The organism is Achromobacter deleyi, from assembly GCF_013116765.2.
In the GTDB taxonomy this organism is placed as follows: Bacteria; Pseudomonadota; Gammaproteobacteria; order Burkholderiales; family Burkholderiaceae_B; genus Achromobacter; species Achromobacter deleyi_A.
In genome coordinates this window covers 3,326,452-3,343,154 of the sequence record NZ_CP074375.1, presented here as the reverse complement: position 1 = coordinate 3,343,154, position 16,703 = coordinate 3,326,452, and the positions used below count along the sequence as shown (strand labels likewise).

Genomic DNA, 16,703 nt, shown 5'->3' with positions numbered 1-16,703 from the left:
CTTTCTTGCCGATACCACACCGACGGAGCCACACCCGTGAGCAGCAGCAGTTTCGATCGCGCAGGGCTTGCCCTGATGTTCAGCACCATCCTGGTCTGGGCAGGCAGCTGGATCGCGATGAAACTGATCGTGCCCTATATCGGCCCGTTCGACTTCGTGGCGCTGCGCTATGTGGTGGGCAGCCTGGTGCTGTTCGCGCTGGTGATCGCCACGCGCCGCCCGCTGGCCATGCCGCCCTGGAAGCTGACCCTGCTGATCGGCCTGACGCAGACCGCCGGATTCCAGGGGTTCGTGCAGACGGCGCTGGTGTCGGGCGGCGTGGGCAAGGTATCGCTCATGGCCTACACCATGCCGTTCTGGGTGGTCCTGTTCGCGTGGTGGCTATTGGGCGAACGCCCCTCGGCCCGGCATGGCGTGGGCATCGGCCTGGCCGCCATCGGGCTGATCTGCTTTGTCGAGCCCTGGAACGGCCTGGGCGACATCCGTCCGGTATTGCTGGGCCTGGGCAGCGGCTTGTGCTGGGGCGTGGGCACTGTGCTCTCCAAGCGCATGTTCGACCGCCATGCCCCCGACGTGATGACGTTCACCGCCTGGCAGATGCTGTTCGGTGGACTGGTCATGACGCCCGTGGCCTATCTGGTGCCGCAGATGACGGCGCAATGGGGCTGGCCCCTGTGGACCGGCATGACCTACATTGTGCTGATCGCGACGGCGGCGGGCTGGCTGTTGTGGCTGCAGGTGGTGCGCCGCGTGCCCGCGTCGATCGCCGGCCTGTCCAGCCTGGGCGTGCCCGTGGTGGCGATGCTGCTGGCATGGGCGATCCTGTCCGAACGCCCCACGCCTGGCGAATTGGGCGGCATGGCGCTGATTCTGGCCGGCATCTGGGTGGTGAGCCGGGCGGCGCCGGCTGCCCGCAACGACTGAATTCACCGGCGACTTTCTCTTCCTTTTCCTATCCAAGGATTTTCCATGATCGATCTGCGTAGCGACACCGTCACCCGGCCTGGCGCCGCCATGTTGCAGGCGATGATCAGCGCCCCGCTGGGCGACGACGTGATGGGCGACGATCCCACCGTGATTCGCCTGCAGCAAGTGCTGGCCGAGCGTACCGGCAAGGCGGCGGGCCTGTTCTTTCCCTCCGGGACGCAAAGCAACCTGGCGGCCCTGATGGCGCATTGCGACCGGGGCGACGAGTATCTGGTCGGGCAGCTCGCGCACACGTACAAGTACGAGGCGGGCGGGGCGGCGGTGCTGGGCAGCATCCAGCCGCAGCCGATCGAGCACGCGGAAGACGGATCCCTGCCGCTGGAAAAGCTGGCTGCGGCCCTCAAGCCCAAGGGAGATGCTCACTTTGCCCGCACCCGCTTGCTGGCGCTTGAGAACACCTTCCATGGCAAGCTGATTCCGGCCGCCTACATACAGGCCGCGACGTCCTGGGCGCGCGAACACGGGCTGGGCACGCATCTGGATGGCGCGCGCGTGTTCAACGCGGCGGTTGCCAGCGGCAAGCCGGTGGCCGACATGTGCCAGCCGTTCGACTCGGTATCCATTTGTTTTTCCAAGGGGCTGGGCGCGCCGGTGGGTTCGGTGCTGGTCGGCAGCGAGGACCTGATCGCCCGCGCCTGGCGCTGGCGCAAGATGCTGGGCGGCGGTCTGCGCCAGTCCGGCGTGCTGGCGGCCGCCTGCCTGTACGCCCTGGAGCACAACGTGGAGCGGCTGGCCCAGGACCACGAGAACGCCCGCCTGCTGGCCGAGGGCCTGCGCGCCGTTCCCGGCGTCAAGGTGCTGAGCCAGGACACCAACATGGTGTTCGTGGAGTTCGAGCCGTCCCGCTGCGAAGCGCTGACGGCCGCGCTGGCCAAGGAAGACATCATGATGCGCGCCGTGTATGGCGGGCCCACGCGCCTGGTGACGCACCTGGACGTGTCCGCCGCGGATGTGGGGCGGGTGGTCCAGGCGGTGGCGCGCCTTCTGGCTTGAGCGGGGGAGGTTCTAGGCGCTGGCGCGCAGCACGTCCGCCAGCACCGAGAACAGTTCGTCGATCTGGGCGCGCTCGATGATGAGCGGGGGCGACAGCAGCATCGTGTCGCCCGCCGAACGGATCAGGCAGCCGCGTTCCAGGCACGCGTTATGCACGGCATAGGCGCGCTGGCCGGGCTTGCCTTCCAGCGGCGCCAGCTCAATGGCGGCCAGGAGGCCGATGTTGCGGATGTCGACCACATTCGGCAGCCCCTTCAGGCTGTGGGCGGCGTCTTCCCAATAGGCCCATAGTTCGCGGCTGCGCTGGAAAAGACCCTCGCGCTTGCAGATGTCCAGCGTCGCCAGGCCGGCGGCGCAGGCCACCGGGTGGCCGGAATAGGTATAGCCGTGCGAGAACTCGATGGCGCTGTCGGGGCCTTGCATGAAGGCATCGTAGACATGCTGCTGCACCAGCGTCGCGCCCATCGGGATGGCGCCATTGGTCAGGCCCTTGGCGCTGGTGATGATGTCCGGCGTGACGCCGAAGTAGGACGAGGCAAAGGCGCCGTCGACGCGGCCGAAGGCGCAGATCACCTCGTCGAATATCAGCAGGATGCCGTGCGCGTCGCAGATCTGCCGCAGCCGTTGCAGATAGCCCTTGGGCGGAACGATCACGCCGGTGGAGCCTGCCACCGGTTCCACGATGACGGCGGCGATGGTCGATGCGTCGTGCAGGGCGACGATGCGCTCGAGCGCATCGGCCAGATGGACGCCCCAATCGGGCTGGCCCCGCGTGTAGGCCATCTGTTCGCGGTCGTAGGTATGGGGCAGGTGGTCCACATAAGGCAGCAGGTTGCCGAAGGGCTTGCGATGGCCGGCGATCCCCGACACGGACAGCCCGCCGAAGCCCACGCCGTGGTAGGAGCGTTCGCGCCCGATCAACCGGACCCGCTGGCCCTGGCCCCGCGCGCGGTGGTAGCCCAGCGCGATCTTCAGCGCGGTATCGACCGCCTCTGAACCCGAGTTTGAAAAGAACACATTGGAGAAGCCTTCGGGCGCCTCCTGACGCAGCGCATCCGCGAGTTCGAACGCCAGCGGGTGGCTCATCTGGAAGGAAGGCGCGTAGTCGAGCTCGTAAGCGGTACGCGAAATGGCTTCCACGATCTCCGGCCGGCGATGGCCGGCGTTCACGCACCACAGGCCCGCGATTCCGTCGAGCACGCGGCGGCCATCGGGGCGGATGTAGTGCATGCCTTCAGCGGCGCTGAACAGGACCGGATCGCGCTTGGCCCGCCGGTTGGCGGTGAAGGGCATCCAATAGGCTTCGGGATTGGCGCTGAGCGTCGGGGTCGAGGGCATGAGACAGATCCTGCTTGAGTGGATTCAGGTCTGCTTATTTTGTATTAAATAAATGATAAATACAATAAGGAAAAGAATGGGCCCGGACGTGAGGCGCGCAGGCCTGCGCCACCCCGGCCGGGCGGTGGGCGGGGTGCGCGGCGAATGATTTACGTGTCAGGAGGCCTGCAGCGAGGTCTTCAGGTGGCGGCGCATGAGCTGGGACGCCCATTCCTGGTCGCCTGCCTCCAGGGCCTCGATGATCTGGAGGTGTTCGTTGCTGGAGTTGACGAAGCGGGCGTCGCGGTAGAACGCGGCGTGCTCTTCCAGGCGGCGCAGCTGGTTCTGCTGCTGCACGGCCTGCAGGATGTAGCGGTTGCCCGAGAAGCGGGCCAGCATCTCGTGAAAGGATGCGTTCAGCCCGAAAAACTCCGTGGCGGAAATGTCGGCGTCATCCCGCTGGATGAGCGCTTCGTGCGCGGCGCGCATGCGCGCCAGCGCCGGCTTGTCCAGCCGGAAGGTGGGTTCAAGCAGGCCTGCGCATTCGATGGTCATGCGAAAGCGATAGCTCTCGCCGAGCGCTTCGGCGCTTTCCAGCGACGGCGCGAATTGCCAGCCATGGCCCTTGCGCTTTTCGATCAGGCCGTCGGCGGACAGCTGCAGCAGCGTCTTGGCCAGCAGGCTGCGCGGCGCGTCATAGCGCTGGATCAGGTCGCGCTCGGTGAAGGTCTCGGGCAGGCCGCGCGAGGCGCGGTCGTCGATCAGCCGCCGGTACAGCTCGTCGAGCGTGGGGCCGGCGCCTTCGATGGCGGGCGCCGCGGCCGCCGCTGCCGCGTTGTCCGCGACGGTGTAGCCGCTGTTGGGGCGGTGCAGGATCAGTCCCTGCGCGGCCAGCAGCCGCAGCGCGCCGCGCACGGGCGTGCGCGATACCTCGTAGCCCGCGGCCAGCGTTTCTTCGGACAGGTGGTCGCCCGGCGCATAGCGCCGCGCGGCAATGTCTTCCGCGATATGACGCGCCAGGTCGACTTGCAGCGGGGTGGGGCGGGCTGGGGCGGCGGTGGTCATGTGGCGTCGGAGGGGTGGAAAGGGACGGCGAAGTGGGAATGGTACCGGAGCCCCCGGGGTTGCGGCATTGGGCTGGGGAAACCCTAGTATTGAACTTTTCTATATATTAGTACAAACTTTGCGGGTCTTATGCCATCGTTTGAATCAGGAGCACCGCCAGCGTGACTATGCCTACCCCTTTTCCCCTGGTCGACGTACAGGGCAGCCCTTATGAGCGCGGTCGCCAGCACGGCGCCGCCGTTCCCGAGCGCGTCGCGCGCAGCATTGCCCTGTACCGGGGGCAGCTGGAGCGCCGCGGCGTGGGCGCCGGGCGGCTGAAGGAGCTGGCCGCCGGCATGGTGCCCGTGGTGGGCGACTACGACGCCGCCTACCTGGAAGAACTGCGCGGCATCGCCGACGGGGCGGGCCAGACGCTGGAAGACGTGGTGGTGATCAACTGCCGCACCGAGATGATGTTCGGCCACGCCGAACTGGGACGCGCCCGCAAGGGCCTGGACGATGGCTGCACGGGTCTCGTCGTGCTGCCCGAGGCCGCCGCGGGCGGCAAGCTGATGCATGCCCACAACTGGGACTGGCGCGAGGAGTGCGTCGATACCGGCATCGTGCTGCGCATGCGGCGCGAGGACGGGCCGGACTTGCTGGTGTTCACGGAAGCGGGCAGCCTGGCGCGCCACGGCTTCAACAGCGCCGGCGTGTCCCTGTCGGGCAATTTCCTCTCCTGCGAGCAGGACGATCAGCGCCCGGCCGAGGTGCCGCTGGTGCTGGTGCGCCGCAAGATGCTGGAATCCACCAACCTCTGCAACGCCATGAAGGTGCTGTGGGCGTCGCGGCGCTTCTGCTCCAACAACCTGATGCTGGCGCAGGCGCAAGGCGAAGCCGTGGATCTGGAATGCGCGCCCGACGAGATTTTCTGGATCACGCCCGAAGACGGCCTGCTGGTGCATGCCAACCATTGGATCAGCCCGCCGGCGCGCGCCAAGCTGTTCGACAAGGGGCTGGCCGCCAATCCGGATTCCATCTATCGCCAGCGCCGCGTGCAGGACATGCTGGCCCGCGCCAAGGGCAGCGTCGACTGGGAGACGGTCAAGCGCATCCTGGCGGATGATTTCGCCGCGCCCGATGGCGTGCTGCGTTCGCCCAAGCCGGCCAGCTTTGACAGCATCTCGGCCACGGTCGCCACCACGCTGATGGAACCCGCCAGCGGCGTGATGTGGATCGCGCGCAAGCCCTATGAAGGCCGCAATTTCGTGGAATACCGGCTGTTCTGAGCCACCCTTGGAGGGATCCCCCATGTCTGTTCAAGTCTTGCGCGTGAAAAGCGCGCTGCTGTTGTCCTCCGCCCTGGCCGGAGCCTTCCTGGGCGCGCCGGCGCAAGCCCAGTCCACCCTGCCCGAGATCCGCTACGCGGAGGGCTCGGGCACGCCCACCTCTTTGCCCGGCGGCCGTTCGCGCAATACGTCCACCGATAACGTGCTGGCGCACGTGGTCGAGTCGCTGGTGGCGCTGCGCGCCGACATGAGCGTCGCGCCCATGCTGGCAGACGGCTGGACGCTGTCCGATGACAAGCGCAGCTACACCTTCAAGCTGCGCCAGGGCGTGACCTTCCACGACGGCTCGCCCATGACTTCGACCGACGTCAAATGGAGCTACGACTACCTGACCGGATCCAAGTCCGAGTATTCGTGCAAGAACCTGTATGACGGCAGCAAGGGCGCCAAGGTCGTGGCGGTGGAAACCCCCGACCCGGCGACCGTGGTGTTCAAGCTGGAGCAGCCGTACGCGCTGTTCCTGGACCAGATGGCCAGCGTGCAATGCCCGATGCCGGTGCTCAGCGCCAAGAGCGTCGATGCCGCGGGGCAGTGGGTCAAGCCCATCGGCACCGGGCCCTATGTGCTGGCCGAATGGAAGAAGGAGCAATACGTGCTGCTGACGCCCTACGCGGGCTACGCGCCCCGTGGCGAGGCCCCCAGCGGCATGGCCGGCAGGAAGACCGCGGCGGCGAATGTCCGGTTCGTCGTCATTCCCGACGCCGCCGCGCAAAAGGCGGCGCTGATGGCCGGACAGGTGGACGCCTACAACGCGGACGAAGACAACCTGCCCGCCAAGGATCCGCGCTGGAGCATCGTGACCGAGCAGGGGCTGGACACCGTCAACCTGTTGATGCAGACGCGCGAGCCCTTGCTGTCGGATGTGAACATGCGCCGCGCGATTGCGCTGGCGCTCGACTTTCCCGGCATCGCCAAGGCACTGAACAACGGACAGGCGGCCTACAACCCGTCCCTGGTGCCGGCGGCCAGCGCCTATTATTCCGAGGCGGACCGCGCGGGCTACGAAAAGAACCTGAAGGAGGTCAAGCGCTTGCTGGAGGCCGCGGGCTATCGCGGCGAAACGCTGAAGCTGCAGGCCAACAAGCGCTATCCGTACCTGTATCGCGTGGCGGTCGTCACGCAGCAGTTGCTGAACAAGGCGGGCATCAAGTCCGAACTGGACATGCTGGAGTGGGGCACGCAGGTGACCAATTTCCGCGAAGGCAAGTTCCAGCTCATGGCCTTCGCCTATTCGGCGCGCACGGAGCCCGCGCTGATGTTCCGCGACGTGATCGGCGACAAGTCCAGGACCCCCATGGCGCAGTGGGAAAGCCCGGAGGCCGCCGCCATCCTGGAAGGCATCGAGGCCGAGTCCGATCCCGCCGCGCGCAAGCAGGCGTTCGACAAGCTGCACGCACTGATGCTGCGCGACACGCCGCTGCTGATGTACTACAACAAGCCCGGCTATGTGGTGGTGTCGAGCCAGCTGCAGGGCTTTACCGGCTGGCCGCTGCGCAAGCCGCGCTTCTTCAACGTCACCAAGAACTGAGGCGCCGTGCTGGGCTATCTACTCAAGCGCATCGCGGCGGCGGTGCCCACCGTCATCGTCGTGACCGTGCTGGTGTTTGCGCTGATCCGCGCCATCCCCGGGGACCCGGCATCGCTGATGCTGGGCGATATCGACAACCCGGCGCTGCTGGCGGAAATGCGCCATGCGCTGGGCCTGGACCGGCCGGTGGGCGAGCAGTTCCTGATCTGGGTCGGTCATGCCTTGCAGGGCGACCTGGGCATGTCCATCGCCCGGCGCGAACCCGTCATGCACCTGGTGCTGACGCATTTCGCGGTTACCGCCCAGGTGGTGCTGACGGCCACGCTGCTGGCCTGCCTCGTGGCGGTGCCGGCGGGCATGGTCGCCGCGTGGCGCCAGAACCGGCGGGCCGACACCGCCATCGTGTCGACCTCGATCCTGTTTGTCTCCATGCCCAGTTTCTGGGTGGGCATCCTGCTTATCTGGCTGTTCGGCGTAAAGCTGAACTGGCTGCCGGTCTATGGCTTCGAGTCCGTCGCGCAGGGCGGCCTGGGCGCGGTGAAGTATCTGGTGCTGCCCGTGTTCGCCATCGTGCTGACCGAGATCGCGGCAATCACCCGGATGATGCGCGCCAGCACCATCGAGACCTTGCGGCTGGAGTACGTGGCCCATGCGCGGGCCAAGGGCTTGCCGGAGAAGCGGGTGATGCTGCGCCACGTGCTGCCGAATTCCTTCGGCCCCACGCTGACCGTCATCGGCCTGATGCTGGGCCATCTGCTGTCGGGCGCGGCCGTCATCGAAACCGTTTTCACGCTGCCCGGCATCGGCCGGCTGCTGGTGGAAAGTATCTACGCGCGGGATTATCCGGTGGTGCAGGGCTGCCTGCTGTTCATCGCGCTCTTGTACGTGGCGGTCAATCTGGCGGTGGATCTGCTGTATCCGCTGTTCGATCCGCGCGTGAAGCTTCAATAGGATCATCATGACGGGTTTCAAGCATACCAATGCCGTCCTGGGCGGCTTTCTGGTCGGGGCCGTGGTGCTGCTGGCGCTGGTGGGGCTGGTGTATACGCCGCACGATCCGCTGGAAGGCGACCTGCTGGCGCGCTTCGCCGCGCCTTCGGCCGAGTACTGGCTGGGCACGGACGAGTTTGGCCGCGACGTGCTCTCCCGCCTGATGGCCGGGGCGGGCGTCAGCGTGGCGGTCAGCGTGTTCTCGGTGCTGCTGGCGCTGGTCCTGGGCACCACCATCGGGGTGACCGCGGGCTACGCGGGCGGCTGGGTGGACCGCGGCATCTCGGTCCTGGTCGAATCCATGATGGCGTTTCCCGGCTTGCTGCTGGCGTTGGGGATCATGACCGTGCTGGGACCCTCGAAGTGGGGCGTCGTGCTGGCCTTGGGCCTGGCCTATTCGCCGTCCGTTTCGCGCATCGCGCGGGGGGCGGCCCTGTCCCTGCGGCAGCGCGACTTCGTCATCGCCTCGCGCGCGGCCGGACATGGCGGCTTGTGGACGGTGTTCCGCCACGTGCTGCCCAACTGCGTGGCGCCCCTGCTGATCTTCGCCACGTCGATCTTCGGCTCGGCGCTGCTGGCCGAAAGCGCGCTGAGCTTCCTGGGGCTGGGCGTGCCGCCGCCCCTGGCCACCTGGGGCGGCATGCTGTCGGAAAGCCGCAATGCGATGGACCAGGCCGTCTGGCTGGCCGTGTTTCCCGGCGCGATGATTTCGCTGAGCCTGCTGGGCATCAACCTGCTGGGCGACGCTGTGCGCGACCGGCTTGATCCGCGCATGCGGGGAGTCATGGCATGAGCGCGCCCGTCCCCTTGTTGTCGGTGCGCGACCTGGAGATCCGCTTTCCAGGCAAGCGCGACGCGGCGCCGGTCGTGAACCGGGTGTCCTTCGACCTGCATGCCGGCGAGTCGCTGTCCATTGTCGGCGAATCGGGCAGCGGCAAGACGCTGATAGGCAAGGCCTTGCTGGGCCTGCTGCCCGATGCGGCGCGCATCACCGGCGGTCGGGCATTCTTTGACGGCAAGGACCTGCTCGGGCACAACGCGAACGAATGGCTGGCAACGCGCGGCACCGGTATCGGCATGGTGTTCCAGGAACCCATGGTGTCGCTGAATCCCGCGTTCCGGGTGGGCGAGCAGCTGATCGAGGCGCTGGTGCTGCGCCGGGGCATGGCGCGCCGCGACGCCTGGGCGGCGGCCGTGCAGATGCTGGAGCGCGTGCGGGTGCGCGATGCGCAGGATTGCATGACGCGCTATCCGCATGAGTTCTCGGGCGGAATGCGCCAGCGGATCCTGCTGGCGGGGGTGATGCTGCTCAAGCCCCGGCTGCTGATCGCCGATGAACCCACGACGGCGCTGGACTGCGTGGTGCAAAAAGAGGTGCTGGACCTGATGTGCGAATTGACGCGCGAACAGGGCACGGCGCTGATCTTCATCAGCCACAATCTGGCGCTGGTGGCAGCCTACACCCAGCGCGTGCTGGTGATGTGCCGGGGGCGCGCGGTGGAAACCGGCGAGGTGGCGCGGGTGCTGTCACGGCCCGCCGACCCCTACACGCTCAGCCTGCTGGACGCGCTGCCCAAGCGCGGCGCGGCGCGTGCCGCCGTCACCCGGCCACCCATTCTTGAGGTTGACGGCCTGGCGATCGACTACGCGGTGCGAGGAGGTTGGCGCCGCAAGCGGTCCGTGAGGGCGGTGCATCAGGCGAGTTTTTCCGTCGCGCCTGGCGAGACCCTGGCCATCGTGGGGGAATCCGGCAGCGGCAAGACCACCGTGATGATGTCCATCCTGGGCCTGGTGCCGCAGTCGCAGGGGCGTATCGCGCTGGATGGCCAGACACTCCCGCCGGGCGGCGCGGGCGCCGCCTGGCGTTCCGCGCGGCGGCGCATCCAGATGGTCTTCCAGGATCCGTATTCATCGCTGGATCCCCGCATGACCATCGGCGCGCTGGTGGGCGAAGGCTTGCGGCTGGAGGCCGGCATGACGCCCGCGGCGCGGGACAAGCGCGTGGCCGAGGCGCTGCGCGATGTGGGCCTGGACGACGGCTACGCCGAGCGCTATGCGCATGAGCTGTCGGGCGGCCAGCGCCAGCGCGTGGCGATCGCGCGGGCGCTGGTGATGCGCCCCGAGGTGATCATCGCCGACGAGCCGGTTTCGGCGCTGGACGTGACGGTGCAGAAGCAGGTGCTGGAGACGCTGATGTCCCTGCAGCGTTCACACGGCTTTGCCTGCCTGCTGATCTCGCACGACCTGGGTGTCGTCGAGCAGATCGCGGACCGCGTGGTTGTCATGCTGCGAGGCCACATCGTGGAGCAAGGCTCGCGCGACGATGTGTTCGACCATCCGACGCATCCCTACACCCGCCGGCTGCTGCAGGCCGTGCCCGAGCTGCGCGGCGACGCTGCCCAGGGGTTCCGGGTGGAGCTGCGCGACCTGCCAGAGGGGCAGGGGCGGGCCGATTCGGACTATTTCGATCCGTCCGGCGCGGTCATGGCGGCGCCCAGGATGGCGGCCGTGGCCGCATCCGGCGCGACCCACCGGGTGGCGCTGGCGGCGGGGGAAGCGCCGGCGGAGACGATCGCGGCGTAAAGCGTTCAGCCGTGCCGGCTGCGGCTGTCGGCGGGCGCCTGGCCGCGCTCGTCCATGCCGTAGTCGCGCAGCACCTGGGCCACGCGCAGGCGGTAGTTCTGGAACACGCCGCCGCGCCCGGCTTCCTGCGCGTGGCGGTGCGACTCCAGCGAGCGCCAGCGCTTGACCGCCTCTTCGTCGCGCCAGAATGACAGCGACAGCAGCTTGCCCGGCGTGGACAGGCTCTGGAACCGCTCGACGGAAATGAAACCGTCCACGGCTTTCAGTTCGTCGATCAGGCCGGCGGCGATCCGCAGGTAAGGATCGGGGTCGCCATGGGCGGGCTCGACTTCGAATATCACGGCGATCATGGAAGGCTGTCCTGGGAAAAATGATACGGGGGCAGTATCCGTCACCCCCGCAGGCAACGATTCGATGCGGGGCGAACTATGCCTGCGTCTTGCCGTCTTCCTGCAGCAAGGCGGCATAGCCCAGGCGCGAATCCGGCCACTGCAGCGTCAATCCGCTGGCGCGCAGGCGGGCGTTGCTGAGCTTCTTGCTGCCGATATTGGCGGGCGCGGGGGCTGTGTGCGGCGCGGGCGCGCCGATCATCCTGGCCAGGTCGGCATACAGGGTGTGCAGGGGCAGGGGCGTGTCGTCGCAGCCGATGTACACCGGCGCCACTTCAGGCAGCAGCGCAAGATGGACCACCGCGGCGGCGGCGTCGTCGATGTGGATGCGATTGGCCCAGTGCTCGGGCCGGGTCGGGGCGCCCGCCGCGCCGCTGCGCAGCCGTTCGATCAGCTGCAGCCGGCCGGGCCCGTACAGGCCCGCCAGCCGCAGCGCGGTCGACGACACCGGCTGGGCCGACAGCGCGGCCTCGGCCTCCAGCAGCACGCGGCCGTTGAAGCCCTGCGGCGCGGGCGGCGTCTCTTCGGTGACCCAGTCGCCTTGATGTTCGCCGTAGACCGCGCTGGAGGAAACGAACACGATCCGCTGGAGCCGCGAGGCGTCCAGCGCCTGGAGCACGTTTTTCAAGCCGTCGACGAATACACCGCGATAGACGTCGGGGTCGCGCGCGCCCGGCGCGGGCAGATGGATCAGCCGGGTCACGCCTTGCGGCAGGGCGGGCAGCGAGGCCGCGCGGGTGATGTCGCCTTGCAGCCACTGGATGCCGCTGGCGTCGCCGGCAGGCGGATGGCGGCGCAGGGCGTGGACGTCATCGCCGCGCTCCAGGAAGCGCCGCGCCACGCGCAGGCCCAGGTCGCCGCAGCCGATGAGAAGTACGCGTTCGGTCATGGTGTCGTTCCTGCCGGTCAGAAAAAAGGCGCCCTGTGGGGCGCCTCGTGGCCGGGCGCTGGCGCCCGGTGGGATTACATGCCGCTGTAGACCGGCCCTTCGCCGCCTTGCGGGGCCACCCAGACGATGTTCTGCGTGGGATCCTTGATGTCGCAAGTCTTGCAATGCACACAGTTCTGCGCATTGATCTGCAGGCGGTCGTCGCCGTGGTCGTCCTTGATGAACTCGTACACGCCCGCCGGGCAGTAGCGCGCCTCGGGGCCGCCGTACTTGGCCAGATTGACCTTCACCGGCACGGACGCGTCCTTCAGGGTCAGGTGGACGGGTTCGTTCTCGTCGTGGTTGGTGTTCGAGATGAACACCGAGCTGAGCTTGTCGAAGGTGAGCTTGCCATCGGGCTTGGGGTAGTCGATGCGGGCGCACTCCGAAGCCGGCTGCAAACAGGCGTGGTCGGGCTTGCTGTGGCGCAGCGTCCAGGGCATCTTGCCCTTGAGCAGCAGTTGCTCGACGCCGGTCATCACCGTGGCGATGGTGCGGCCCTTCTTGAACCACTGCTTGAAGTTGCGCGCCTTGTTCAGTTCGGCATGCAGCCAGGATGCCTCGAAGGCCTTCGGGTAGGCGGTCAGCTCGTCCTGGCGGCGGTCGGCGACCAGCGCATCGAACGCGGCTTCGGCGGCCAGCTTGCCGGACTTGATGGCGGCGTGGCTGCCCTTGATGCGCGATGCGTTCAGGAAACCGGCTTCGCAGCCGACCAGCGCGCCGCCCGGGAACGTGAGCTTGGGCAGCGACAGCAGGCCGCCGGCCGTGATGGCGCGCGCGCCGTAGGCGATGCGCTTGCCGCCTTCAAACGTGCCGCGGATGGCGGGGTGCGTCTTGTAGCGCTGGAATTCGTCGAAGGGCGACAGCCAGGGGTTGGCGTAGTCCAGGCCGACGATCATGCCCACCGCGACCAGGTTGTTGTCCAGGTGATAGAGGAAGGAGCCGCCGTACGTGTCGGAATCCAGCGGCCAGCCGGCGGTGTGGATGACGAGGCCGGGCTTGGATTGCGCGGGATCGACTTCCCACATTTCCTTGATGCCGATGCCGTAGGCCTGCGGGTCGCGCCCCTCGTCCAGCTTGTAGCGTTCGATGAGCTGGCGGCCCAGTTGGCCGCGCGCGCCTTCGCCGAACACCGTGTAGCGGGCATGCAGCTCCATGCCGGGCTGGTAGTGCTCGGTGTGGGTACCGTCGCGGGCGACGCCCATGTCGCCGGTGGCCACGCCGCGGACGGCGCCGTTTTCGTCGTAGAGCACTTCAACCGCGGCAAAGCCGGGGAAGATGTCCACGCCCAGCGCCTCGGCCTGTTCGCCCATCCACTTGACGACGTCGCCCAGACGGACGATGTAGTTGCCTTCGTTGTGAAAGCAGGGCGGCAGCAGCCAGTTCGGCGTGGCGCGCGCGCCGGTCTGGGACAGGAACAGGAATTTGTCCTGCGTGACGGGCACCGTGAGCGGCGCGCCTTTTTCCTTCCAGTCGGGGATGAGCTCGGTCAGCGCCAGCGGGTCCATGACGGCGCCGGACAGGATGTGCGCACCCAGTTCCGCGCCTTTCTCCAGCACGCAGACGCCGATCTCTTGATTCTTTTCAGCGGCCAGCTGCTTCAGACGGATGGCGGTGGCCAGGCCGGCGGGTCCACCGCCAACCACGACCACGTCATATTCCATCGACTCGCGTTCAGACATTTGCAAAGCTCCCCGTATGTATTCCATATATGGCTGGAAGTATTATCGGCGATTGTATTGCAGCTGGGGATCTAGTATCCCTTCGAGCGCGTTCGTATTTCATTCAGCCTTCAGGAGTAATCGGTGAACCCGGACCATCTGTCTGCACGGCTTCTTGCGGTGGGCGATACCCATCAACTGGAATTGCCTTTGCGTTGGGGCGACTCAGACGCCTTGAATCATCTCAATAACACGCTGTATTTCCGCCTCATGGAAGAGGCGCGCATGCAGATCCTGTATGCCGCCGGCTTCGAGCTGCCCGCCGACAACGGCGCCATCCTGGCGCATGCTTCCTGCGATTTCCTGCGTCCGCTGACGTATCCGGCCACCGTGCGGGTCACGCACACCGTGACCCGCATCGGCCGTTCCAGCGCCGAATTCGAGCTGCTGCTGGAGAAAGTCGGCGACGCGGCGGGCCCGTATGCCCGCGGGCGCAACGTGCTAGTCTGGATGGACTACGTGGCCAATACGTCCGCTGCGTGGCCACCCGAAGTCCTGGCGCAGATGGCGACGCAGTTCAAGCCTGCCGTCTGAGGCCGCGGCATCGGGACCGCGTATTGCAGACTGGCCAAAATAGCGCGTGCGTTGGCCGGGCATGCCGGTAAAATCTAGCGCAAAATCAAAAAAGCAATAAGGGCGCGCCACCCTCGGCGCCGCCGCTCCACGGATATCGGGCCTGGCCGCGATGCCCGCGGAGTCGGCGCCGGCAGCCGCGCCCCAAGGAAAAACAGGGCCTGCCCCGATTTCTCGACCCTTCACGGGACCCCTACGCGCAAGCGGCGGGACGGGCTCTCTTTAGTTCGACCTTAACTAGGAGTTGGAGCGATGGACAAGGTTTTTGCAAGCGCCCAGGAGGCGCTGGCAGGCATCGTCAAGGACGGTCAGATGATCGCCGTGGGCGGTTTCGGCCTTTGCGGTATTCCCGAGGCACTGATCGCCGCGCTGCGCGATTCGGGCGTCAAGGACCTCACCTGCATCAGCAACAATGCGGGCGTCGATGGTTTCGGCTTGGGCCAGCTGCTCAATACGCGCCAGGTGCGCAAGATGATCGCGTCCTACGTGGGCGAGAACAAGGAATTCGAACGCCAGTTCCTGTCGGGTGAGCTCGAGCTCGAGTTCACGCCCCAGGGCACGCTGGCCGAGAAGCTGCGCGCCGGCGGCGCCGGCATTCCCGCGTTCTTCACGCGCACCGGCGTGGGCACCATCGTGGCCGACGGCAAGGAAATCCGCGAATTCGACGGCCATCAGTACGTGATGGAACGTTCGCTCGTGCCGGACGTGTCGCTGGTCAAGGCGCACATCGCCGACCGCAGCGGCAACCTGGTGTTTCGCAAGACGGCCCGCAACTTCAATCCGAACGTTGCCATGGCCGGCAAGTTCACGGTGGTCGAGGTCGAGGAAATCGTCGACACCGGCAGCCTGGACCCGGATCAGATCCACCTGCCTGGCATCTATGTGCAGCGGATCGTGCTGAACACGACCCCCGAAAAGCGCATCGAACAACGCACCACTCGCCCGGCCTAAGGAGAAGACGACATGGCATGGTCCCGCGATGAAATGGCGGCGCGCGCGGCGCGCGAGCTGCAAGACGGCTTTTATGTGAACCTGGGCATCGGCCTGCCCACCCTGGTCGCCAACCACGTGCCCAAGGGCGTCGAGGTCTGGCTGCAATCCGAGAACGGCTTGCTGGGCATCGGCCCGTTCCCCACCGACGATGAAGTCGATGCCGACCTGATCAACGCCGGCAAGCAGACGGTCACGACCTTGCCCGGCTCCTCGATCTTTTCGTCGGCCGACTCGTTCGCGATGATCCGCGGCGGCAAGATCAACCTGGCCATCCTGGGCGCGATGCAGGTCTCCGAGAAAGGCGACCTGGCCAACTGGATGATCCCGGGCAAGATGGTCAAGGGCATGGGCGGCGCGATGGATCTCGTGGCCGGCGTCGGCCGCGTGGTCGTGCTGATGGAACACGTGGCCAAGAAGAAGGACGGCACGGAAGACATCAAGCTGCTGCCCGAATGCAATCTGCCGCTGACCGGCGTGGGCGTGGTCGACCTGATCATCACCGACCTGGGCGTGATGGAAGTCACCGAAAACGGCCTGAAGCTGCTGGAAACGGCGCCCGGCGTCACGGTGGACGAGATCAAGTCCAAGACGGCCGCCAAGCTGGATGTGTCGGCGGTCAAGTAAGGTACTTGCCGTCCGCCATGAAAAAACGCCCCGCGGGGCGTTTTTTTATGGCGTTCGCCAGAGGGTCTCTTTCCCTCTTCTGCGGGCGGGCTCCTGCCTCAGGCGGTTTCCTGCAGCAGCATGCCCACATGCGGGATGCCGTCTTCGATGTATTCCTCGGTGACCGGAACAAAGCCGTGGCCGCCGTAATACCGCTTCAGGCGCGCCTGCGCGCCCAGGTATACCGGCTGGTCCGGCCAGATCCGCTGCGCCTCTTCCTTGGCGCGGCGCATCAGTTCGTGGCCCAGGCCCGAGCCCCGGGCCGCCGGGGCGGTGATCACGCGGCCGATCACGACCTGGCCGTCGTTCAGGGCGGGTTCCAGCAGCCGGCAATAGGCCAGCAGCGCACCGTCCCGCCAAGCCATCAGGTGCTCGGTCTGCCCTTGCAGGTCCTTGCCGTCCATATCCAGAAACACGCAATTCTGTTCCACGACAAAGACTTCCGAGCGCAGGCGCAGGATGGCGTAGAGCTCGGCCGTCGTCAGTTCGGCGTGGGGTTTGCAGGTCCAGGTGGGCAGCGGCATGCGGGCGGATCCAGATAGGGGGAAAACGGGGCAACTAGCGTAACTCAAAGCGCTCCGGTCTTTGGGCAACACTGTTACATAATTTCACGGGTATACCCTTAGTATGAAAATCTATTTTCTT

Annotated in this window: 16 protein-coding genes; 10 read left to right on the top strand and 6 right to left on the bottom strand. The window is 66.8% G+C overall.

Annotated features, from left to right (window positions below):
- Nucleotides 1-75: 75 nt before the first annotated feature.
- Both HLG70_RS14980 and ltaE read left to right on the top strand, forming a co-directional pair.
- Nucleotides 76-924, top strand: coding sequence for a DMT family transporter (locus tag HLG70_RS14980; RefSeq protein WP_419144820.1), 849 nt, complete (start codon nucleotides 76-78; stop codon nucleotides 922-924).
- 45 nt (nucleotides 925-969) lie between these two features.
- Nucleotides 970-1,980: a low-specificity L-threonine aldolase gene (gene ltaE / locus HLG70_RS14975; protein WP_171664210.1), complete on the top strand. Its 1,011-nt coding sequence runs from the start codon at nucleotides 970-972 to the stop codon at nucleotides 1,978-1,980.
- A 12-nt stretch (nucleotides 1,981-1,992) separates the two neighbouring features.
- Here ltaE and HLG70_RS14970 read toward each other — a convergent pair whose 3' ends face one another.
- Nucleotides 1,993-3,318 carry an aspartate aminotransferase family protein gene (locus tag HLG70_RS14970; RefSeq protein ID WP_171664209.1) on the bottom strand — a complete coding sequence of 442 codons (1,326 nt, stop codon included), beginning with the start codon at nucleotides 3,316-3,318 and terminating at the stop codon, nucleotides 1,993-1,995.
- Nucleotides 3,319-3,474: 156 nt separating this feature from the next.
- Complete coding sequence (locus tag HLG70_RS14965) at nucleotides 3,475-4,362, bottom strand: GntR family transcriptional regulator (RefSeq protein WP_171664208.1); 888 nt, start codon at nucleotides 4,360-4,362, stop codon at nucleotides 3,475-3,477.
- 167 nt (nucleotides 4,363-4,529) lie between these two features.
- Between HLG70_RS14965 and HLG70_RS14960 the strand changes: the two genes are divergently transcribed.
- From HLG70_RS14960 to HLG70_RS14940, 5 genes are read left to right on the top strand one after another with little or no spacing between them, the layout of a single operon-like run.
- A complete protein-coding gene (locus HLG70_RS14960) occupies nucleotides 4,530-5,630 on the top strand; it encodes a C45 family autoproteolytic acyltransferase/hydolase (RefSeq protein ID WP_171664356.1) in 1,101 nt (366 codons plus the stop codon).
- Nucleotides 5,631-5,652: 22 nt separating this feature from the next.
- On the top strand, nucleotides 5,653-7,218 hold the full coding sequence (locus tag HLG70_RS14955; RefSeq protein ID WP_171664207.1) for an ABC transporter substrate-binding protein: 1,566 nt from the start codon (nucleotides 5,653-5,655) through the stop codon (nucleotides 7,216-7,218).
- A gap of 6 nt (nucleotides 7,219-7,224) precedes the next feature.
- Nucleotides 7,225-8,169, top strand: coding sequence for an ABC transporter permease (locus HLG70_RS14950; RefSeq protein WP_171664206.1), 945 nt, complete (start codon nucleotides 7,225-7,227; stop codon nucleotides 8,167-8,169).
- 7 nt (nucleotides 8,170-8,176) lie between these two features.
- Complete coding sequence (locus tag HLG70_RS14945; RefSeq protein ID WP_171664205.1) at nucleotides 8,177-9,001, top strand: ABC transporter permease; 825 nt, start codon at nucleotides 8,177-8,179, stop codon at nucleotides 8,999-9,001.
- The gene (locus HLG70_RS14940) at nucleotides 8,998-10,791 is read left to right on the top strand and encodes an ABC transporter ATP-binding protein (RefSeq protein WP_171664204.1); all 1,794 of its coding nucleotides are present in this window, start codon (nucleotides 8,998-9,000) and stop codon (nucleotides 10,789-10,791) included. Before HLG70_RS14945 ends, HLG70_RS14940 begins: the two co-directional genes overlap by 4 nt.
- A 5-nt stretch (nucleotides 10,792-10,796) precedes the next feature.
- Here HLG70_RS14940 and HLG70_RS14935 read toward each other — a convergent pair whose 3' ends face one another.
- The 3 genes from HLG70_RS14935 to HLG70_RS14925 form a co-directional block, all read right to left on the bottom strand.
- Nucleotides 10,797-11,141 carry an antibiotic biosynthesis monooxygenase family protein gene (locus HLG70_RS14935; RefSeq protein WP_171664203.1) on the bottom strand — a complete coding sequence of 115 codons (345 nt, stop codon included), beginning with the start codon at nucleotides 11,139-11,141 and terminating at the stop codon, nucleotides 10,797-10,799.
- 76 nt (nucleotides 11,142-11,217) lie between these two features.
- Nucleotides 11,218-12,069, bottom strand: a complete 852-nt coding sequence (locus tag HLG70_RS14930) for an NAD-dependent epimerase/dehydratase family protein (RefSeq protein ID WP_171664202.1) — start codon at nucleotides 12,067-12,069, stop codon at nucleotides 11,218-11,220.
- Nucleotides 12,070-12,143: 74 nt separating this feature from the next.
- Complete coding sequence (locus HLG70_RS14925) at nucleotides 12,144-13,790, bottom strand: electron transfer flavoprotein-ubiquinone oxidoreductase (protein ID WP_171664201.1); 1,647 nt, start codon at nucleotides 13,788-13,790, stop codon at nucleotides 12,144-12,146.
- A gap of 123 nt (nucleotides 13,791-13,913) precedes the next feature.
- Here HLG70_RS14925 and HLG70_RS14920 point away from each other — a divergent pair, with 123 nt between their 5' ends.
- The 3 genes from HLG70_RS14920 (at nucleotide 13,914) to HLG70_RS14910 (ending at nucleotide 16,019) form a co-directional block, all read left to right on the top strand.
- The gene (locus HLG70_RS14920; protein ID WP_171664200.1) at nucleotides 13,914-14,363 is read left to right on the top strand and encodes an acyl-CoA thioesterase; all 450 of its coding nucleotides are present in this window, start codon (nucleotides 13,914-13,916) and stop codon (nucleotides 14,361-14,363) included.
- 291 nt (nucleotides 14,364-14,654) lie between these two features.
- Nucleotides 14,655-15,353, top strand: a complete 699-nt coding sequence (locus HLG70_RS14915; RefSeq protein ID WP_057284816.1) for a CoA transferase subunit A — start codon at nucleotides 14,655-14,657, stop codon at nucleotides 15,351-15,353.
- A 12-nt stretch (nucleotides 15,354-15,365) separates the two neighbouring features.
- A complete protein-coding gene (locus HLG70_RS14910; RefSeq protein ID WP_171664199.1) occupies nucleotides 15,366-16,019 on the top strand; it encodes a CoA transferase subunit B in 654 nt (217 codons plus the stop codon).
- A gap of 98 nt (nucleotides 16,020-16,117) precedes the next feature.
- On the opposite strand, the gene HLG70_RS14905 is transcribed toward HLG70_RS14910, so the two are convergent.
- Nucleotides 16,118-16,576, bottom strand: a complete 459-nt coding sequence (locus tag HLG70_RS14905) for a GNAT family N-acetyltransferase (protein WP_171664355.1) — start codon at nucleotides 16,574-16,576, stop codon at nucleotides 16,118-16,120.
- Nucleotides 16,577-16,703 lie beyond the last annotated feature (127 nt).